At 69.3% G+C, this 18,947-nt stretch carries 17 protein-coding genes; 10 read left to right on the top strand and 7 right to left on the bottom strand.

Going from position 1 to position 18,947, the window contains the following annotated elements; translation table 11 throughout:
* Positions 1 to 123 precede the first annotated feature (123 nt).
* From aroC to ACFIMZ_RS07740, 3 genes are all read right to left on the bottom strand, one after another.
* Positions 124 to 1,224, bottom strand: coding sequence for a chorismate synthase (gene aroC / locus ACFIMZ_RS07750; protein ID WP_431822114.1), 1,101 nt, complete (start codon positions 1,222 to 1,224; stop codon positions 124 to 126).
* Between the two features lie 157 nt (positions 1,225 to 1,381).
* Positions 1,382 to 3,316: an MFS transporter gene (locus ACFIMZ_RS07745; protein ID WP_431822113.1), complete on the bottom strand. Its 1,935-nt coding sequence runs from the start codon at positions 3,314 to 3,316 to the stop codon at positions 1,382 to 1,384.
* Between the two features lie 143 nt (positions 3,317 to 3,459).
* A complete protein-coding gene (locus tag ACFIMZ_RS07740; protein WP_010092578.1) occupies positions 3,460 to 3,924 on the bottom strand; it encodes a CBS domain-containing protein in 465 nt (154 codons plus the stop codon).
* A gap of 230 nt (positions 3,925 to 4,154) precedes the next feature.
* On the opposite strand from ACFIMZ_RS07740, the gene ACFIMZ_RS07735 reads away from it, so the two are divergent.
* A complete protein-coding gene (locus ACFIMZ_RS07735; RefSeq protein ID WP_010092579.1) occupies positions 4,155 to 4,472 on the top strand; it encodes an Mpo1-like protein in 318 nt (105 codons plus the stop codon).
* A gap of 7 nt (positions 4,473 to 4,479) precedes the next feature.
* On the opposite strand, the gene ACFIMZ_RS07730 is transcribed toward ACFIMZ_RS07735, so the two are convergent.
* Positions 4,480 to 5,808, bottom strand: a complete 1,329-nt coding sequence (locus ACFIMZ_RS07730; RefSeq protein ID WP_431822112.1) for a YihY family inner membrane protein — start codon at positions 5,806 to 5,808, stop codon at positions 4,480 to 4,482.
* Positions 5,809 to 5,957: 149 nt separating this feature from the next.
* Between ACFIMZ_RS07730 and wrbA the strand changes: the two genes are divergently transcribed.
* The 4 genes from wrbA to ACFIMZ_RS07710 are packed head-to-tail and all read left to right on the top strand — an operon-like array spanning position 5,958 to position 9,295.
* A complete protein-coding gene (gene wrbA, locus ACFIMZ_RS07725) occupies positions 5,958 to 6,572 on the top strand; it encodes an NAD(P)H:quinone oxidoreductase (protein WP_431822111.1) in 615 nt (204 codons plus the stop codon).
* A complete protein-coding gene (locus ACFIMZ_RS07720) occupies positions 6,569 to 6,967 on the top strand; it encodes a DUF2069 domain-containing protein (protein WP_431822110.1) in 399 nt (132 codons plus the stop codon). Before wrbA ends, ACFIMZ_RS07720 begins: the two co-directional genes overlap by 4 nt.
* A 20-nt stretch (positions 6,968 to 6,987) precedes the next feature.
* Positions 6,988 to 8,409, top strand: a complete 1,422-nt coding sequence (locus tag ACFIMZ_RS07715; protein WP_431822109.1) for an FAD-binding oxidoreductase — start codon at positions 6,988 to 6,990, stop codon at positions 8,407 to 8,409.
* 25 nt (positions 8,410 to 8,434) lie between these two features.
* Complete coding sequence (locus tag ACFIMZ_RS07710) at positions 8,435 to 9,295, top strand: metallophosphoesterase (protein WP_431822108.1); 861 nt, start codon at positions 8,435 to 8,437, stop codon at positions 9,293 to 9,295.
* A gap of 22 nt (positions 9,296 to 9,317) precedes the next feature.
* Here ACFIMZ_RS07710 and ACFIMZ_RS07705 read toward each other — a convergent pair whose 3' ends face one another.
* Both ACFIMZ_RS07705 and ACFIMZ_RS07700 read right to left on the bottom strand, forming a co-directional pair.
* Positions 9,318 to 9,473 carry a hypothetical protein gene (locus ACFIMZ_RS07705; RefSeq protein ID WP_010092586.1) on the bottom strand — a complete coding sequence of 52 codons (156 nt, stop codon included), beginning with the start codon at positions 9,471 to 9,473 and terminating at the stop codon, positions 9,318 to 9,320.
* 119 nt (positions 9,474 to 9,592) lie between these two features.
* Positions 9,593 to 10,534: a LysR family transcriptional regulator gene (locus ACFIMZ_RS07700; RefSeq protein WP_431822107.1), complete on the bottom strand. Its 942-nt coding sequence runs from the start codon at positions 10,532 to 10,534 to the stop codon at positions 9,593 to 9,595.
* A gap of 157 nt (positions 10,535 to 10,691) precedes the next feature.
* On the opposite strand from ACFIMZ_RS07700, the gene ACFIMZ_RS07695 reads away from it, so the two are divergent.
* Genes ACFIMZ_RS07695 through ACFIMZ_RS07680 form a run of 4 tightly spaced genes read left to right on the top strand, consistent with a single transcriptional unit; the run spans position 10,692 to position 15,568 of the window.
* A complete protein-coding gene (locus ACFIMZ_RS07695) occupies positions 10,692 to 12,257 on the top strand; it encodes an efflux transporter outer membrane subunit (RefSeq protein ID WP_431822106.1) in 1,566 nt (521 codons plus the stop codon).
* A 15-nt stretch (positions 12,258 to 12,272) separates the two neighbouring features.
* On the top strand, positions 12,273 to 14,477 hold the full coding sequence (locus ACFIMZ_RS07690; RefSeq protein WP_431822105.1) for an FUSC family protein: 2,205 nt from the start codon (positions 12,273 to 12,275) through the stop codon (positions 14,475 to 14,477).
* Complete coding sequence (locus ACFIMZ_RS07685) at positions 14,474 to 14,677, top strand: DUF1656 domain-containing protein (protein WP_010092591.1); 204 nt, start codon at positions 14,474 to 14,476, stop codon at positions 14,675 to 14,677. The genes ACFIMZ_RS07690 and ACFIMZ_RS07685 overlap by 4 nt, the downstream gene beginning before the upstream one ends.
* Positions 14,678 to 14,689: 12 nt before the next feature.
* Positions 14,690 to 15,568, top strand: coding sequence for an efflux RND transporter periplasmic adaptor subunit (locus ACFIMZ_RS07680; RefSeq protein ID WP_059483608.1), 879 nt, complete (start codon positions 14,690 to 14,692; stop codon positions 15,566 to 15,568).
* A 54-nt stretch (positions 15,569 to 15,622) separates the two neighbouring features.
* Here the strand turns inward: ACFIMZ_RS07680 and ACFIMZ_RS07675 are convergent, their stop codons facing one another.
* Complete coding sequence (locus tag ACFIMZ_RS07675; protein WP_431822104.1) at positions 15,623 to 17,290, bottom strand: methyl-accepting chemotaxis protein; 1,668 nt, start codon at positions 17,288 to 17,290, stop codon at positions 15,623 to 15,625.
* Positions 17,291 to 17,689: 399 nt separating this feature from the next.
* Here ACFIMZ_RS07675 and ACFIMZ_RS07670 point away from each other — a divergent pair, with 399 nt between their 5' ends.
* A complete protein-coding gene (locus tag ACFIMZ_RS07670) occupies positions 17,690 to 18,940 on the top strand; it encodes an MFS transporter (protein WP_431822103.1) in 1,251 nt (416 codons plus the stop codon).
* The last annotated feature ends 7 nt before the right edge of the window (positions 18,941 to 18,947 follow it).

Below are 18,947 nucleotides of genomic sequence, written 5' to 3'. Positions count from 1 at the left end.
CGCCTCGAGCGGCGTTTTTTTTCGCCGCCCAAACGAAACGGGGTGCTGCTCGACGCAACACCCCGTTTTACATGGATTCGACGGCCGGCCTTCTACACAGCGGCGCCCAGGTCCCAGGCCATATCAGGTCGCGCTGCCGGCGATCTTCGGCGTTTGCGTTTCGACGTCGCCGCATTGCGCGCGATGGCGCAGCGCGTGATCGATCAGCACCAGCGCGAGCATCGATTCCGCGATCGGCGTCGCGCGGATGCCGACGCACGGATCATGACGCCCGAACGTTTCCACCGTCGCGGGCTCGCCTGCCTTCGTGATCGACCGGCGCGGCGTGCGGATGCTCGACGTCGGCTTGATCGCGATCGACACAGTGATGTCCTGCCCGGTCGAGATGCCGCCGAGCACGCCGCCCGCGTGATTGCCGACGAAACCGTCCGGCGTCAGCTCGTCGCCGTGCACGGAACCGCGCTGCGCGACGCTCGCGAAGCCCGCGCCGATTTCGACGCCCTTCACCGCGTTGATGCTCATCATCGCCTTCGCGATGTCCGCGTCGAGCCGGTCGAACACCGGCTCGCCCCAGCCGACCGGCACGCCGGATGCGACGACGTCGATGCGCGCGCCGATCGAGTCGCCGTCCTTGCGCAGCGCGTCCATGTATGCCTCGAGCTGCGGCACGACGTCGGCGTTCGGCGCGAAGAACGGGTTCTCGCTCACGTGCGACCAGTCGACGAACGGCACGTCGACCTCGCCGAGCGCGCTCATGCAGCCGCGCACTTCGACGCCGAACCGCTCGCGCAGCCACTTCTTCGCGACCGCGCCCGCGCCGACGATCGGCGCGGTCAGGCGCGCGGACGAGCGGCCGCCGCCGCGATAGTCGCGGACACCGTATTTCTGCCAGTACGTGTAGTCGGCATGACCGGGCCGGAACGTCTCGACGATGTTGCCGTAGTCCTTGCTGCGCTGGTCGGTGTTGCGGATCAGGAGCGCGATCGGCGCGCCGGTCGTGACGCCTTCGAACACGCCCGACAGGATCTCGACCTCGTCGGCCTCCTGCCGCTGCGTGACATGCCGCGACGTGCCGGGCTTGCGGCGGTCGAGCTCCTGCTGGATGTCGGCCTCGGTCAGCCCCATGCCCGGCGGGCAGCCGTCGATCACGCAGCCGATCGCGGGACCGTGCGACTCGCCGAAGGTCGTGACAGTGAAAAGCGTGCCGAGGGTATTGCCGGACATGGTGGAACCGCCCAAAGAGAGATAGGCAAAGCGATGCGCCGCCCGCCGACACGCGGGTAGATCGATCGTTCGCCGGTCGAAAGGTTTAGCCAAGCCGCTATTATGCCAGCCGTCCCGGCAGCGCGGGCCGCGCGATGCGGCCCCGCCGTGCCCGCCGCTACTTGCGCGCGCCGCGCAATTCGGCCACCGCAGCCTGCAGCGCCTCCGGCGTCGCGAGCGCCGCCGGCAACGGCTCGCCGACCGCAAGCGTCAGCCGGCTCATCACGCCGCGCGTCACGGGCCGCGGCCAGCGCGCGTCCGCGTGCCGCGAGAATACGCTGCCCCACAGGCCGCGCAGCGCCATCGGAATTACCGGTGCCGACGTACGGCTCAGGATCTCCGTCACGCCGTGATGGAACGTGTTGATGTCGCCCGTCTTCGTCAGCTTGCCCTCGGGGAAGATGCATACCAGCTCACCTTCCTGCAGCGCGGCCACGCACGCGTCGTACGCGCGCGCGAGCATCTCGGGATCCTCGTGACGCGGCGCGATCGGGATCGCCTTCGCGTGCCGGAACACCCAGCTTGCGAACGGCGTCCTGAAGATCCGGTGATCCATCACGAAGCGGATCGGACGCGGGCTCGCGGCCGCGAGCACCAGCGCGTCGACATAGCTGACGTGATTGCAGACGAGCACCGCCGCCCCTTCTTCCGGAATCCGCTCCGCGTGCACGAGCCGGATCCGGTAGAACGTATGCACGAGCACCCACGCGACGAAGCGCAGCAGGAATTCGGGCACGAGCAGGTAGATGTAGGCCGCGACCACGACGTTGAGCAGCGCGGTGACGAGGAAGATGCCCGGAATGCTGACGCCCGCCTTGGTCAGCGCCATCGCCATCACCGCCGACACGATCATGAACAGCGCGTTGAGGATGTTGTTCGCGGCGATGATCCGCGCGCGGTGCGTCGGCGCGCTGCGGCTCTGGATCAGCGCGTACAGCGGCACGCTGTAGAAGCCGCCGAACATCGCGAGCAGGAACAGGTCGGCAAGGATGCGCCAGTGGCGTGCGCCGGCCAGGAATTCGCCGACCGACAGCAGGTGTCCGGGCGCGGGCAGCGCATGGCTCGCGAAATACAGCTCGATCGCGAACGCGCTGATGCCGATCGAGCCGAGCGGCACGAGGCCGATCTCGACGCGCCGCTGCGACAGCCGCTCGCACAGCAGCGAGCCGATGCCGATCCCGACCGAGAACGTCGCGAGCAGGATCGTGACGACGTCGGGGCTCGCGGACAGCACGTCCTTTGCAAAATTGAAGAACGACGTGAGGAACGTCGCGCCGACGAACCACAGCCACGAGATGCCGAGCAGGCTCAGGAACACGGTGCGGTTCTGGCGCGCGAGCCCGAGGTTGCGCCACGTTTCGCTGACCGGGTTCCAGTTGATCACGAGATCGGGCTGCGGGGCGGGCGTCGGCGGCACGCGCTGCGCGGCGATGCGCCCCGCGAGCGCGATCGCGACGCAGCTCACCGCGAGCACGAGCTCGCCGCGGCCGGCCAGCCCCGCGGCCGCGCCGCCGATGATCGTGCCGATCAGGATCGCGATGAAGGTGCCCATCTCGACGAGGCCGTTGCCGCCGACCAGCTCGTGCTCGCCCAGGTGCTGCGGCAGGTACGAATACTTGACCGGCCCGAACAGCGTCGAATGCATCCCCATCATGAACGTGCACAGGTACAGCAGCGCCGCGCTGTGCGTGACGAAGCCGGCGGCGCCGACGAGCATCAGCACGATCTCGAAGGACTTCACGAAGCGCGTGAGGCGCGCCTTGTCGTACTTGTCGGCGATCTGCCCGGACGTCGCCGAGAACAGCACGAACGGCAGGATGAAGATCGCGGAGATCAGGAACGCGGCGGTCTTCGCATCGACGCCGGAAAACCGCGCGGTGTGATAGGTGACGAGCGACGTGAAGCCGATCTTGAAGACGTTGTCGTTCAGCGCGCCGAGAAACTGGGTCGTGAAGAACGGCGCGAAGCGGCGTTCGCGCAGCAGGTCGAACTGGGAGGCGTGCGCGCGCCGTTCGCTGCGGCGCTCTGACGAGACTGACGTGTGATCGCTCATGCGGAATACGCGCGCGTCGTCTCGGCGAAGCTGCGCGGGCCCTGGTTATCGGAGGAAAGGCAGCGCCGCAGGCGCAGGCCTGGCCCGCGCCGCCGCGCTGGACGGATGCACCCGCGCCGGATGGGGCGGCGCGGGCGCGGCGTTCAGCCGGCGACCGGCTTGCGGGCTTCGGATTCCGGCTCCGGCCAGTCGCGGATGTACGCCTTCAGCATCCGGTTCTCGAAGCTCTGCGCCTCGACGACCGTCTTCGCGACGTCGTAGAACGAAATGACGCCCATCAGCACCTTCTTGTCGAGCACCGGCATGTAGCGCGCGTGACGCTCGAGCATCATCCGGCGCACTTCGTTGACGTCCGTTTCGGGCGTGCACGTGAGCGGCTCGTCCATCACCTTGCGGACCTGGACCTCGCCGATCGCGCCGCCGTTTTCGCGCAGGCGCAGGATGATCTCGCGGAACGTCAGCATCCCGACGAGATCGCCGTACTCCATCACGACGAGCGAGCCGATGTCGTGTTCGGCCATCGTATCAACCGCTTCGCGCAGCGGCGTATCGGGCGTCACCGTGAACAGCGTGTTGCCCTTGACTTTCAGAATATCGCTGACGCGCATCGTAGTCCCCTCATGCATATATGCAAAACCGGCTTTCGATCCTATCGGAAAGCCTGTCAAAAGGAAAGCGGAGGCCGGCCGGGCACGCCTCCGGCGGGCTGCCGGCCATGCCGCGGGCAACAGCCCCGGGCATTCGGCGCGGACGTCGGGAACCCGCTCCAGCGCCCGCTTGCGGCCGCCCGCCGCTCGCCGCACAATGACTTCATGGACAGCGGCCCGAGGAGACGGCCATGGCGCATTCGCATACGGAGCATTTCGCCAGCTTCGCTGACTTCTACCCGTACTACCTGAACGAACACCAGAACCTGACGTCGCGGCGGCTGCACTTCATCGGCTCGCTCGGCGTGATCGGCTGTGTCGCGATGGCGATCGCGACCGGCGACTGGCTTTGGCTGCCGGCCGCCGTCGTGTGCGGCTATGCGTTCGCGTGGGTCGGGCACTTCTTCTTCGAGAAGAACCGCCCCGCCACCTTCCGCCACCCGATCTACAGCCTGATGGGCGACTGGGTGATGTTCAGGGACATCTGCACCGGCAAGATCCCGCTGTGACGGCGGCTCACGCGGTGCGGGGCGGCCGCGCGTGCGGGTCCGCACTCCCCGGCGCGGGCGCGATCGCCGCGGCGGCCGGATGCGCGCCCGCGTGCCGGTGTGTGGCGATCAGCGACGCGAGCGACACGTCGAAGCGGTCGCTCGACAGCACCGCGAGCAAGGCCGCGCCGTCGACATGGGTGCGGCGCCGCTGCAGCTGGTAGGTCAGCTCGGTCCGGTCGATCACCAGCACGTCGAACAGCTGCGCGAGCGTCAGCTGCTCGGGGTTCGCGAGCAGCACGTAGCGCTGCGCACCGTTGCCGCCATCCAGCCGCGCGACCCACTCGTGCTCCTCCATCAGCGCCAGCAGCCGCTGCGCAGTTTCCATGTCGCAGCGCAGCATCGCCGCGAGCCGCATCGCCGAATAGCCGGACTTGCCGGCCTCGCGGGCTTCGGCGAGCCGCGCGAGCAGCTCCAGCCCGTCGAGCAGGTCGCTGCCCGGATAGTGGACGCGATGGAACTGGCCGACCCGGATCGCCGGCAACGCCGACGTCACCATCCCGCCGAGCAGCGCAATGAACCAGCTCAGGTACACCCACAGCAGGAACACCGGCAGCGCGGCGAACGCGCCATACACCGCGGTGTAGGTCGGGATCCGCCGCACGTAGTAGCCGAAGCCGCGCTTCGCGAGCTCGAACGCGATCGCCGCGAACAGGCCGCCGACCACCGCGTCGCGCCACGCGACCGTGCAATTGGGCAGATAAACGTAAAGAAGCGTGAATGCAAGCACCGTCAGCGGCAGCGACGCGAAGGTCAGCAGCCATTCGACGACCGACGTCGTCGGCGCCGCGCCCGTGAACGCGAGCGACTCGGTGAACAGGAACGACGAGATCGACAGGCTCACGCCGAACAGCAGCGGCCCGAGCGTGATCAGCGCCCAGTACGCGAGCACCCGCTGCGCGAACGGCCGCGGCTTGCGCACGCGCCAGATCAGGTTGAACGCGGACTCGATCGTCATCATCGTCATCACGGACGTGACGACGAGCACGATCAGGCCCGCCGTCGTCAGGCCCTTCGCCTTCGACGCGAACTGGTTCAGGTACTTGAATATCTGGATGTTGAACTGCGCCGGCATCAGGTGATCGGCGAGGAACCCCTGCAGCGAGATCTGGAACGATGCGAACATCGGGAACGCGGTAAACAGCGCGAACGCCACCGTCACGAGCGGCACGAGCGCCAGCATCGTCGTGAACGTGAGACTGCCCGCCACCTGCGGGATGCGGTCCTCGGCGCTGCGTTTCGCGGCGAAGCGCGCGAGGCGCTTGATGGTGTCGAGATCGACGCTCAACTTCGACAAACGGTTTCCTCCTTCGACGTCCGCTGCGCCACGCGGCGCGCACCGTCGCTTCGCACGACGGCTTCAGCCCCTATAATAGCCGCTCAATCCGGCAGGGGCGGTTCGCGCACGGCGCGCACATGCGCCGCCGCGAGAACGCCCCTTTGCCCATGAAAGACATCCTCGTGCTTTATTACAGCCGTCACGGCGCGACGCGCGATCTCGCGCTCGCGATCGCGCACGGCATCGACAGCGTGCCGGGCATGCAGGCGCGCATCCGCACCGTGCCGCCCGTGTCGGCCGTATGCGAGGCGACCGCGCCCGAGATCCCGGACGACGGCCCGCCGTACGCCGAACTGCGCGATCTCGAGGAATGCGCGGGCCTCGCGCTCGGCTCGCCGACCCGCTTCGGCAACATGGCCGCGTCGCTCAAGTATTTCCTCGACGGCACGACGCCGCAATGGCTGTCCGGCGCGCTGACCGGCAAGCCCGCGTGCGTGTTCACGTCGACCGGCAGCCTGCACGGCGGCCAGGAATCGACGCTGCTGTCGATGATGCTTCCGCTGCTCCATCACGGGATGATGATCGTCGGCATCCCGTACACCGAATCCGCGCTCAGCACGACGCAGACGGGCGGCACGCCGTACGGCGCGTCGCACGTGTCGCGGCACGAGCGCGCCGCGCCCGGCGGGCTGTCCGCCGACGAAAAGGCGCTCGCCGCCGCGCTCGGCGCCCGGCTGGCCCGCGCGGCCGCCGCCCTCGCCGACGCGCAGGCCGCCGCATGAATCCGCCCGAGCCCGCCCGTCCCGCTCCGGCCGCACGGCCGCGCTACGCACTGGCCGCCGCCGCTTGCCTCGTCGCGCTGATCGCGCTGTCGCTCGCGTGGGAGCTGCGGCTCGCGCCGCTGCGGCCCGGCGGGTCCGCGCTGATGCTCAAGGCGGTGCCGCTCGCGCTCGCGCTGCCCGGCGTCTGGCGGCGTAACATCTATACGATGCAATGGGCGAGCATGCTGATCCTCGTCTATCTCGCCGAAGGCGTCGTGCGCGGCATGTCGGATCGCGGCCTGTCCGCGACGCTCGGCTGGTGCGAGACCGCGCTTGCCGTCGGCTTCTTCGCGGCGGCGCTTGCGTACGTCGCGCCGTTCAAACGCGCGGCGAAAAAATCGCGCGCCGCGCCCTGATCCTTACGCGACCGACCGCCATGAATTCTTCCGAAGCTTTCGTTTCCGCCTGCCGCGACGCGATCGGCGCGGACTACGTGTTGACCGACGCGCACGACACCGAGCCGTTCCTGACCGACTGGCGCCGCCGCTACAAAGGCACCGCGTGCGCGGTGCTGAAACCGGCGGACACCGCCGAAGTCGCGGCGCTCGTGAAGCTCGCGAACGCGCACGGCGTCGCGCTCGTGCCGCAAGGCGGCAATACGGGCCTCGCCGGCGGCGCGACGCCCGACGCGAGCGGCGGCCAGGCGGTGCTGAGCCTCGTGCGCGTCAATCGCGTGCGCGCGCTCGATCCGCACAACAACACGATCACCGTCGAGGCCGGCGTGATCCTCGCCGACGTGCAGGCCCGCGCGCGCGACGCCGGCCGGCTGTTCGCGCTGAGCCTCGCGGCCGAGGGCAGCTGCACGATCGGCGGCAACCTCGCGACCAACGCCGGCGGCACCGCGGTGCTGCGCTACGGCAACGCGCGCGAGCTGTGCCTCGGGCTCGAGGTCGTGACGCCGCAGGGCGAGATCTGGGACGGCCTGCGCGGGCTGCGCAAGGACAACACCGGCTACGACCTGCGCGACCTGTTCATCGGCGCCGAAGGCACGCTCGGCATCATCACCGCCGCCGTGATGAAGCTGCATCCGCAGCCCGCCGCGCAGGTCACGGCGCTCGCCGCGCTCGAATCGCCGCATGCGGCGCTCGACTTCCTCGCGCTTGCGCAGCGCGCGGCCGGGCCGCTGCTGACGGGCTTCGAACTGATGTCGGATTTCTGCATGCAGCTCGTCGGCAAGCACTATCCGCAGTTGCGCTACCCGTTCGATCGCACGCACCCGCAAACGGTGCTGCTCGAACTGTCGGACAACGAGAGCGAAGCGCACGCGCGCGCGCTGTTCGAGAAGCTGATGGAGGACGCGTTCGAGGCCGGCATCGTCGTCGACGCGGTGGTCGCGGAGAACCTCGCGCAGTCGCGCGCGTTCTGGGATCTGCGCGAACACATCCCGCTCGCGCAGGCCGACGAAGGGCTCAACATCAAGCACGACATCGCGGTGCCGATCTCGTCGATCGCGCGCTTCATCGACGAAACCGACGCGGCGATCCAGCAGGCGGCGCCGGGCGCGCGGATGGTGACGTTCGGCCATCTCGGCGACGGCAACCTCCACTACAACGTGCAGACGCCCGCCGGCGGCGACCCGAAGGCGTTCCTCGCCGAATACCAGGCGCCGGTCAACCGGATCGTCTACGACAACGTGCACCGCCATCACGGCACGATCAGCGCGGAACACGGGATCGGCCAGCTGAAGATCGACGATGCGCAGCGCTACAAGTCGCCGGTCGAGATCGGGCTGATGCGCGCGCTGAAGGCCGCGCTCGATCCGCGTGGCCTGATGAACCCCGGCAAAGTGCTACGCTGAAGCCAGTTCTTTCGGAGCGACGTTCGTGAAGATCCGCGTGCTGTCCGACCTGCATCTCGAAAGCAACCTGCCCGACGTGATTCCCCATGCCGACGCGGATCTCGTCGTGCTGGCCGGCGACATCCACAACCGCGCGGAGGGCCTGCGCTGGGCCGCCGAGACGTTCGACCCGGAGGTGCCGGTGATCTACGTTCCCGGCAACCACGAGTACTACGACGGCGAGTTCGGCGCGCTCGAGGCGGCGATGCGCGACGCGGCGCGCGCGCTCGACAACGTGCATTACCTGAACAACGACGTTTACGTCGATCCGGCCGGGCGCTTCCGGGTGCTCGGCACGACGCTGTGGACCGACTTCGCGCTGTTCGGCGCGGATGACGCGAGCGTCGCGCGCGCGATCGACGCGGCGTCGCGCGTGATGCTCGATTTCAAGGGACTGATCCAGGTGACGTGGCCGCACGACGCGGCGGTCCATGCGGGCGGCGACGCGCCGGAGCGCGATTTCACGCCGGCCGATGCACTTGCGCTGCACCGCCGCTCGCGGGCGTGGCTCGAGGCGCAGCTGGCTGTGCCGTTCGCCGGCAGGACGATCGTGGTGACCCATCATGCGCCGCACCGGCGCTCGCTCGCCGAGCGCTATGCGCAGGATCCGGTCTCGGCCGGGTTCGTCAACGATCTGGCGGGGCTGGTGCGCGCGCCGGTCGCCCTCTGGGCGCACGGCCACACGCATACTTCATTCGATTACGTGACGGAGGGCGGCACGCGCGTCGTCTGCAATCCGCGCGGCTACATTCGCCGGCGCACCGGCGAACTGGAAAACACCGCGTTCGCGTGGGACAAGGTCGTGGTGCTTGACGGGGCGGCCAACCGCGAGGCGGCCGCCTGCTAGACGGCCCTGCCGCCCCGGCGCTTCAGCGCCCGAGGCGGCGCGCGGCTTCCGACGCCGACCGCACCCGGACCGGCGCCGGCTGCAGCCGCGCCTTCATTGCGCGCAGCAGGTCGCGCGACGCGACGGCGCCGATCACGCCGAACAGGATTCCAAGGCCGATCATCAGGTGCGTATCCATTGCTTCTCCGTATTGCTGCAGATCACTCTGAGCCAGACAGTATCAAACTGTCCGCCGGACGACCGTAAAAAAGTGTTGCGCGAACGACAAATCTCGTCAGATTTCGCGCCCCCGCGACGTCATGTCGCGCGCGTGAACTGCTCCAGCGCGGCCTCGTCGGCGTCGAGCGTCGCCGGCAGCTCGTCGCGCAGGAAATCGACCCAGGTCCGGATTTTCGCGTCGAGATACTGACGGGACGGATACAACGCGTAGATGTTCATCACGTGCGACCGGTATTCGGGCATCACGCGCACGAAATGGCCGTTGCGCAGGCCGGCGATCGCCGAGTAGATCGGCAGCACGCCGATGCCCATCCCTTCCCGCACCGCCACCGCGAGCGCCTCGGCGACGTTCACGCGGAACGGCGGCGCCGACAGCGCGACGTGCTCGTCGCCGTTCGGCCCGGACAGCGTCCAGTCGTCGTAGTGAAGGCCCGGCGCAACCATGCCGAGACAGGTGTGACGCGCGAGATCCTGCGGCTGCTGCGGCACGCCGTGCTGCTCGAGGTAGCGCGGCGACGCGCAGACGACGCTGTAGGATTCGCCGAGCCGCTGCGACACGAGGCCGGAATCCGGCAGATCGCGGCCGACGACGATTGCGACGTCGTAGCCCTCGTCGAGCAGGTCCGGCATCCGCTGCGCGAGCGTCAGGTCGACGTGCACGTCCGGATAGCGCTCGCGATAGCGCGACACGGCCGGCACCGTATAGTGCTGGCCGAGGCTCGTGACGCAGTGCACCTTCAGCTTGCCCGACGGACGCGCATGCGCATCGCTCGCCTCCGCTTCGGCCTGGTCGACATACGCGAGGATCTGTTCGCAGCGCTGCAGATAACGTTCGCCGGCCTCGGTCAGCGCGATGCGGCGCGTGGTCCGGTTCAGGAGCCGCGTGCGCAGGTGCGCCTCCAGGTCCGAAACGGCGCGCGACGTATAGGCGGTCGTCGAGTTCATCTGCTGCGCGGCCGCGGTGAAACTGCCCGCGTCGACCACGCGCATGAATACCCGCATGTTTTGTAACGTATCCATGCCATTACCCGTGAGAATCGGGGAGGATTGTTACACGCTCACCAACAAATATTATCTCAGCTTTTGTAAAAATGACTTGCACCGTTGTCCGTATATTCAGCAATTGCCTAAAAATATAATCCCAGTCGGCTCATCTATATCCGAAAGGGAGAAAATCGTGCAGTCTCCGGCAATAAAAGGGACGCTCGCAGTCGCGGTTCTTGCAGTCTCATTAATAATGACCGGATGCGCGAGCATGGGCGACAACAAGCCGCAGTCCACGCAGGTCGACCCGGGCGCGCTCGACGCCGGGGCGGCCATCCGCGCGGCCGACCGCGACGCGGGCTGGCCCGCGGCCGACTGGTGGCGCGCGTACCGCGATCCGCAGCTCGACGCGTGGATCGCCGCCGCGCAGGCCGGCAACCCGACGCTCGCCGCCGCGCAAGCGCGCGTGCGCGAGGCGCAGGCGATGGCCCGCGTCGCCCGCTCGGCCGAACTGCCGCAGATCAACGGCAACCTGTCGCTGATGCGGCAGCACTGGCCGGACAACGTGTTCTACGGCCCGGGACCGCTCGCGAACGCCGACACCTGGAACAACACCGGCACGCTCGGCCTGTCGTATCACCTCGACCTGTGGGGCAAGGACAAGAACGCGACCGAGCGCGCGCTCGACGTCGCGCACGCGAGCGCGGCCGACGCCCGCGCGGCGCGGCTCGAGCTCGAGGTCAACGTCGTGCGCGCCTATGTCGAACTGTCGATGAACTACGCGCTGCTCGACCTCGCGCACGACACGTTCGAACGCCAGCACGCGCTCGCGGATCTCGCGCGCAAGCGGCTGCAGGCCGGCCTCGGCACGCAGCTCGAGGTCAGCCAGGCGGAATCGACGCTGCCCGACTACGAACGCCAGATCGATACGTACGAGGAAGCGATCCAGCTCGCCCGCCACCAGCTCGCCGCCCTCGCCGGCAAGGGGCCGGGCGCCGGCGATTCGATCGCGCGGCCGAAGCTCGCGCTCGACGCGCCGGCCGGCCTGCCGTCCGCGCTGCCGGCCGATTTGCTCGGCCGCCGGCCGGACGTCGTCGCGGCGCGCTGGACGGTCGACGCGCAGGCGCGCGGCATCGACGTCGCGAAGGCCGCGTTCTATCCGAACATCGACCTGCTCGCGACCGTCGGCGGCTTCGGCGTGACCGCGCCGTTCGCCGACTTCCTGCGCGCGATGAACGGCGGCTGGACTGCCGGCCCGGCGCTGTCGCTGCCGATCTTCGAAGGCGGCCGGCTGCGCGCGCAGCTCGGCGCGGCGTCGGCCGGCTACGACCAGGCGGTCGAGCACTACAACCAGACGATCGTCGGCGCGCTCAAGGACATCGCCGACCAGGTCGTGCGGATCCGCTCGCTCGATACGCAGAAGAAGGATGCCGCGCGCTCGGTGGCCGCGAACGACCGCAGCTATCAGCTGTCGCGCGAAGGCTTCCGCCGCGGCCTGACCGATTACGTGAACGTGCTGGTCGCGCAGCAGCAGCTGCTGCGTGCGCAGGAAACGGCCGCGCGGATCGACGCGGAGCGCCTGTCCGCGCACGCGGCGCTGATGGCCGCGCTCGGCGGCGGCGTCGAGACGGGTGAGGATGTGCCGGGCGCCGCTGCGTCGGCCGCCAAGGCGCCGGCTGCCGCTGCGTCGAATCCGAAAGCCACGGGCACCGCGCCGCTCGCGCGCGCCGACTCGGCCCGCGCGCCGGCGGCCCGGTAACGCGGAGCGCTCGTCATGCCAGCCACCTCCTCCGCCTCCCCGCCCGCCGGCAATCCGCCATCGGCGTGGCTCGCCGCGATCGGCGACTGGGCCCGCACCGACGGCGTCGCCTGGCTCTATCTCGCCAAGGCGCTGCTCGCGGCGTTCATCGCGCTCGGCGTGTCGATGCGCCTCGACCTGCCGGCGCCGAAGACCGCGATGACGACCGTGTTCATCGTGATGCAGCCGCAAAGCGGCGCCGTGTTCGCGAAGAGCTTCTACCGGCTTGCCGGCACCTTCTTCGGGCTGATCGCGACACTCGCGTTCGTCGGCCTGTTCCCGCAGCAGCCGCTGCCGTTCCTGCTGGCGGTCGCGCTGTGGGTCGCGATGTGCACGGCCGGCGCCGCGCGCAACCGCAACTTCCGCAGCTACGGCTTCCTGCTCGCCGGCTACACGGCTGCGCTGATCGGCCTGCCCGCGTCGCAGCACCCGGACGGCGCGTTCATGACCGCGATGACCCGCGCCGCCGAGATCGTGGTCGGGATCGTGTCGGCCGGCGTCGTCAGCGCGCTGGTGTTTCCGCAGACCACCGGCGAGCAGATGCGCACGACGGTGCGCCGGCGCTTCGGCGCGTTCGTCGACTACGTCGCGTCGGCGCTGTCCGGCCACCTCGACCGCGCGCACATCGAAAGCGTGCACACCCGTTTCGTCGCCGACGTGGTCGGCTTCGAGGCCGCACGCAGCATGGCCGTGTTCGAGGACCCCGACACACGGATGAGGAGCGGACGCCTCGCGCGCCTGAACAGCGAGTTCATGAGCGCATCGAGCCGCTTCCATGCGCTGCACCAGCTGATGAACCGGCTGCACGCGGCCGGTGCGAGCGCCGCGATCAACGCGATCGAACCGTATTTCCGCGAGATCGCCCCGCTGCTCACGCGCGGCGGCGAACCGGTGCGCTCGTCGGCCGATGCGGCACAGGCGGCCGAGCAGCTGCTCGCGTGGCGCGACGCGCTGCCGCGCCGCATCCGCGCGACGCGCGCCGAACTCGAAACGCAACGGGACTGCCCGCTGCTCGACTTCGACACCGCCTCGGAACTGCTGTACCGCTTCATCACCGACCTGCATGCGTATGCGGCGACCTATGCGTCGCTCGCGACCGCGAACCACGAGCGGGAGCGCTGGATCGAGCGCTACGAGCCGCGCACCAACCTGACCGCCGCGCTGATCGCCGGCATCCGCACCGCGACGGTGATGCTCGTGCTCAGCTGGTTCTGGATCCAGACCGCCTGGCCGAACGGCGTGACGATGGTGCTGAACGCGGCCGCGATCTGCGCGCTCGCGTCGTCGATGCCGCGGCCGACCACGATGGCCTACCAGATGGCGCTCGGCACCGTGCTCGCGTCGTTCATGGGACTGATCGCGATGTTCGGCGTCTATCCGCGCGTCGACGGCTTCGTGATGCTGTGCGTCGGGCTTGCGCCGTTCCTCGCGCTCGGGCTGTACCTGTCGATGAAACCGAAGACCGCCGGCTACGGCGTCGGCTACTGCATCTTCTTCTGCACGCTCGCCGGCCCGGAAAACCTGATTCACTACGACCCGAGCGGGTTCATGAACGACGCGCTCGCGCTCGTGCTGTCGATGCTCGTGTCGGCGATCGCGTTCGCGGTGCTGTTCCCGCCGACCGCGCCGTGGCTGAAGAAGCGCCTGTTCGCGGACTTGCGTCACCAGGCGGTCGCGGCCTGCCATGCGCGCCTCGCCGGCCTGCGCACCCGCTTCGAGAGCGGCGCGCGCGACCTGATGCACCAGGCGCACACGCTGTCGGCCGATCAGCCGGACGTGCAGCGCGACGCGCTGCGCTGGATGTTCGCGGTGCTCGAGGCCGGCAATGCAGCGATCGACCTGCGCGACGAACTCGCGGCGCTGCCGGCCGACCCGCACTACGCGCCGGAAACGCCGTGGCGCCGCGCGACCGACACAATGCGCGGCGCCCTCTCCGCGCTGTTCGAGAAACCGGCCGCGGACCGCTTCGACGCGACGCTCGAGGCCACCAACGCGGCGATCGACGCGACCCGGCAGGCGCTTGTCGCGCTTATCGCGCTCGCGCCGCCGCGCGACGAACGCCACCGGCTGCAGCGCATCCTGAGCCACCTGCACTTCGTGCGCACCGCGCTGCTCGATCCCGAATCGCCGCTCGCGTCGCTGAACCGCGGCCGCGCCCCCCAACAAGGAACCTCGTCATGATGCCGCGTGAACTCGCCATCCTCGATGCCTACATGCCCACGGTGGTGCTGATGTTCGTCATCGGCGCGCTGGCGACGTGGGCCGTCGACCGGCTGCTCGCCTACACCGGGCTCTACCGTCTCGTCTGGCACCCGTCGCTGTTCCGGGCCTGCCTTCTCGTCTGCATCTGCGGCGGGCTGAGCCTCGCCGTTTACCGTTGAACCACCACCATCATGATCCTGCGAAAACTCTTCGGCTTCGTCGCGACGGCCGTCATCCTCATCGTCGCGATACTGATCGGGCGCTCATTGTGGGTGCACTACATGGATGATCCGTGGACGCGCGACGGGCGCGTGCGCGCCGAGATCGTCAACGTCGCGCCGGACGTGTCGGGCGCGATCGTCGAGCTGCCGGTGCACGACAACCAGCTCGTGAAGAAAGGCGACCTGATCATGCAGATCGACCCGTCGCACTACCAGATCGCGGTCGAACAGGCGCAGGCGGCCGTCGCCGCCCGCCGCGCGGAACTGCAGATGCGCCGCGACGACGCGGCCCGCCGAGCGGACCTCGACGCGCTCGTCGTGTCGAAGGAAAACCGCGAGAACGCCGCGCACAGCGCGACGAGCGCCGACGCGCAGTACCAGCAGGCGCTCGCCGCGCTCGACGCCGCGAAGCTCAATCTCGAGCGCACCCGCGTCGTCGCGCCGGTCGACGGCTACATCACGAACCTGCAGACGTTCAAGGGCAACTACGCGGTGGCCGGCCAGGCCAAGCTCGCGATCGTCGACAGCCAGTCGTTCTGGGTCTACGGCTATTTCGAGGAAACCAAGCTGCCGCGCGTGACCGTCGGGGCGCCGGCCGAAATGCGGCTGATGAGCGGCGGCGTGCTGAAGGGCCACGTCGAGAGCATCTCGCGCGGCATCTTCGACCGCGACAATCCGCAAAGCCGCGACCTCGTCGCCGACGTGAACCCGACCTTCAACTGGGTGCGCCTCGCGCAGCGCGTGCCGGTGCGGATCAAGATCGACGAGGTGCCCGACGGCGTGCTGCTGTCGGCCGGCACGACCTGCACGGTCATCATCGATCCGGACAAGCAGAAGAAGAAGTCGTAACGCGCGGCGGCCCGCCGGGCCGCCGCAATACCCTGCCGGCGCCTGCCGCGCGCGTCACGCGCCGGCAGGCGCCGTGAACCGGAAGCGCCCGACCAGCGCCTTCAGCGCCTGCGCCTGATCGTCGAGCGCGCGCGCCGCGGCAGCCGCCTGCTCGACGAGCGCCGCGTTCTGCTGGGTGCCGGCGTCCATCTGCGTGACCGCGCGGCCGATCTCGTCGATGCCCGCGCTCTGCTCGCTCGACGCAGCCGAGATCTCGCCGATGATGTCGGTCACGCGCTTCACCGCGCGCACCACGTCGCCCATCGTGCGGCCCGCGTCGTGCGCAAGCGCCGCGCCGTTCGCGACGCGCTCGACCGACGCGCCGATCAGCGCGCGGATTTCCTTCGCCGCGGTCGCCGCACGCTGCGCGAGCGAGCGCACCTCGCCCGCCACCACCGAGAAGCCGCGCCCCTGCTCGCCGGCACGCGCCGCCTCGACCGCCGCGTTGAGCGCGAGGATATTGGTCTGGAACGCGATGCCCTCGATCACGCCGATGATGTCGCGGATGCTCTTCGCGCTCTCGTCGATCTCGCTCATCGTCGCGACGACCCGGTCGACCACCTCGCCGCCCGCCTCCGCGACCGTCGACGCGTTCTCCGCGAGCGCGCTCGCCTGCCGCGCGTTCTCGGCGTTCTGGCGCACCGTCGACGTCAGCTGCTCCATGCTGGCCGCGGTCTTCTCGAGCGCGACCGCCTGCTGCTCGGTGCGCTGCGACAGGTCGAGGTTGCCCATCGAGATCTCGCCGGACGCGGCCGCGATCGCCTCGGCGCTGACGGCGATCTCGGAGACCGTCGTCGCGAGCCCGGCCTGCATGTCGGACAGCGCGCGGACCATGCTGTCGCGGTCGCGCCTGCCGAGCGCGATCGACTGCGTCAGGTCGCCTCGCGCGATGTCCGCGGCAATCGCCTTCGCATACGCGGGCTCGCCGCCGAGCTGCGCGACGAGGCGGCGCACGACCCGCTCGGCGATCACGATCGCGAGCACGATCAGCGCGACGGTCGACGCCGCGATCATCGCGAACGACGACGAGAAGATCGTCGACGACGCATCGAGCGTCGCCTTCGATTTCGCGCCGCGCGTCTTCACGAGCTCCGCGACGAGCTTTTCGAGCTTGCCCGTCTCGACGAGCAGCGACACGTCCTGCGTGCCGACCTGCCAGTTCATCTGCGACAGGTCGAGCGGCTGCGCGCGCACCAGCGTGACGAAATCGCGCAGATGGCCGCTCCAGCCGCCGACTGCCGACGCGAACGCGCGCAGCCGCGCCGAATCGTCCGCATCCGCCGGATCCGCATAGCGCTGCAGCGCGCCGAGCGCCTTGCCGATCGACGCGAGCCCCGCGTCGATCTCGGCGCCGAGCTCGTCGCGCTCCTTCGCGGTCGTCGCGGTCAGCAGCATCTTCTGCGCGCGGCTCGCGCGCAGCACTTCGGCCCGCACTTCCTGCGCCGCGCGGCTCGCGACGTGCCCCTGCTCGTAGACCGACGAGATCGAGCCGTTCAGGCGGCTGATCTGCGCGAGCGAAAACACCCCGATCGCGAGCGTGCCGGCCAGCAGCACCGCGAACGCGGCGCGCAGCGTCGCCTTGACGCTCCAGGGTTGACGCGCGCGCCGGGCGGCACGCTTGGCGCCGTCGCCCGGCGCGTCGACAGGAGCGCCCGCCTGCGGACGCAGTGAAGCTGCATTCATCGATAGAGTCCCCATATTGATCACGCTGCCGGAAAGGTCGGTCCCGGCGTCACCGCGATGGCTGTCGCGCCCGCGCGTCCGCCCCGGCGCGGCTCGTGGCCGGCGTCCGGGGCGGCGCGCCCGTCTGGTTATTTCGTCGGTTCTACGGCAGCCGGCGGCATTCCTTGAGTCCGGTAAAACGCGCATCCGGCGCGACGCAGCCCGACACGGCGCACACCGCGAGCGTTATACCCGGCCAAAAAGGCGCGCGACCGGCGATGTGCCCCTCAATGTCTGATTTGCGACAAAACTTGGCCGGACATTCACAATCCGCCACATTACACTCGCTTGACGCTGCAACGACCCAAACGCGCCGTCCCGCATCGAGCGCGTCCCGCTACCCCAACCCGCTCAGCTCACATGGAAACCAGCCTCGACACGCGCGCCGCCGGCCAGGCCGCGCCGGCCGCTCCCCAGCCGCACGCGGCGCCTGCCGCGCCAGCCGCCCGCACCGTCTATCCGGTGCTCGGCGCGATCAGCTTCTCGCACCTGCTCAACGACATGATCCAGTCGCTGATCGTCGCGATCTATCCGATGCTCAAGAGCCAATTCGCGCTGTCGTTCGCGCAGATCGGCCTGATCACGCTGACCTACCAGATCACCGCGTCGCTGCTGCAGCCGCTCATCGGCCTCTATACCGACAAGCGCCCGCAGCCGTACTCGCTGCCGGTCGGCATGGGCTTCACGCTGGCGGGGCTGCTGCTGATGTCGGTCGCGCCGAGCTTCGGCGTGCTGCTGGTCGCCGCGGCGCTCGTCGGCTGCGGGTCGTCGGTGTTCCATCCGGAATCGTCGCGCGTCGCGCGGATGGCATCGGGCGGCCAGCACGGGCTCGCGCAGTCGGTGTTCCAGGTCGGCGGCAACGCGGGCTCCGCGCTCGGGCCGCTGCTCGCCGCGCTGGTCGTGATCCCGCACGGCCAGCCGAGCATCGCGTGGTTCTCGGCCGCCGCGCTCGTCGCGATGGTCGTGCTTACGCGGATCGGCCACTGGTACAAGCGGCATCCGTCGATGCGCAAGAAGGGCGCGGCAGCCGCGCACGCGACGCTGCCGCGCAGCCGCGTGATGCTCGCGACCGGCGTGCTGGTGCTGCTCGTGTTCTCGAAGTACTTCTATCTCGCGAGCATCAACAGCTATTTCACGTTCTACCTGATCGACAAGTTCCACCTGTCGGTGCAGGCCGCGCAGTTCCACCTGTTCGTGTTCCTCGCGGCCGTGGCCGCCGGCACGCTGATCGGCGGGCCGGTCGGCGACCGCATCGGCCGCAAGTACGTGATCTGGGTGTCGATCCTCGGCGTCACGCCGTTCACGCTGCTGCTGCCGTACGCGAACCTGTTCTGGACGAGCGTGCTGACGGTGATCATCGGGGTCGTGCTCGCGTCCGCGTTCGCCGCGATCATCGTGTACGCGACGGAGCTGATGCCCGGCAAGGTCGGCATGGTCGCGGGGCTGTTCTTCGGCCTCGCGTTCGGGCTCGGCGGCGTGGGCGCCGCGGTGCTCGGCCAGCTCGCCGACGCGACGAGCATCGCGTTCGTCTACAAGGTGTGCTCGTTCCTGCCGCTCATCGGCGTGCTGACGGTGTTCCTGCCGAACCTCGAAGGCAGCCGGCGCGCGTAGCAGGCGT

Origin of the sequence: Burkholderia sp. F1, assembly GCF_050813845.1 — a bacterium.
GTDB classification, from domain to species: Bacteria; Pseudomonadota; Gammaproteobacteria; order Burkholderiales; family Burkholderiaceae; genus Burkholderia; species Burkholderia ubonensis.
The sequence above is the reverse complement of the archived record's forward strand: the minus strand, read 5'-3'. Positions and strand labels throughout refer to the sequence as shown.

Excerpts from the sequence above, each read along its gene's own strand:
- aroC (WP_431822114.1), bottom strand. The coding sequence starts at position 1,224 with ATGTCCGGCAATACCCTCGGCACGCTTTTCACTGTCACGACCTTCGGC.
- ACFIMZ_RS07745 (WP_431822113.1), bottom strand. The coding sequence starts at position 3,316 with ATGAGCGATCACACGTCAGTCTCGTCAGAGCGCCGCAGCGAACGGCGC.
- ACFIMZ_RS07740 (WP_010092578.1), bottom strand. The coding sequence starts at position 3,924 with ATGCGCGTCAGCGATATTCTGAAAGTCAAGGGCAACACGCTGTTCACG.
- ACFIMZ_RS07735 (WP_010092579.1), top strand. The coding sequence starts at position 4,155 with ATGGCGCATTCGCATACGGAGCATTTCGCCAGCTTCGCTGACTTCTAC.
- wrbA (WP_431822111.1), top strand. The coding sequence starts at position 5,958 with ATGAAAGACATCCTCGTGCTTTATTACAGCCGTCACGGCGCGACGCGC.
- ACFIMZ_RS07720 (WP_431822110.1), top strand. The coding sequence starts at position 6,569 with ATGAATCCGCCCGAGCCCGCCCGTCCCGCTCCGGCCGCACGGCCGCGC.
- ACFIMZ_RS07715 (WP_431822109.1), top strand. The coding sequence starts at position 6,988 with ATGAATTCTTCCGAAGCTTTCGTTTCCGCCTGCCGCGACGCGATCGGC.
- ACFIMZ_RS07705 (WP_010092586.1), bottom strand. The coding sequence starts at position 9,473 with ATGGATACGCACCTGATGATCGGCCTTGGAATCCTGTTCGGCGTGATC.
- ACFIMZ_RS07700 (WP_431822107.1), bottom strand. The coding sequence starts at position 10,534 with ATGGATACGTTACAAAACATGCGGGTATTCATGCGCGTGGTCGACGCG.
- ACFIMZ_RS07690 (WP_431822105.1), top strand. The coding sequence starts at position 12,273 with ATGCCAGCCACCTCCTCCGCCTCCCCGCCCGCCGGCAATCCGCCATCG.
- ACFIMZ_RS07685 (WP_010092591.1), top strand. The coding sequence starts at position 14,474 with ATGATGCCGCGTGAACTCGCCATCCTCGATGCCTACATGCCCACGGTG.
- ACFIMZ_RS07680 (WP_059483608.1), top strand. The coding sequence starts at position 14,690 with ATGATCCTGCGAAAACTCTTCGGCTTCGTCGCGACGGCCGTCATCCTC.
- ACFIMZ_RS07675 (WP_431822104.1), bottom strand. The coding sequence starts at position 17,290 with ATGAATGCAGCTTCACTGCGTCCGCAGGCGGGCGCTCCTGTCGACGCG.
- ACFIMZ_RS07670 (WP_431822103.1), top strand. The coding sequence starts at position 17,690 with ATGGAAACCAGCCTCGACACGCGCGCCGCCGGCCAGGCCGCGCCGGCC.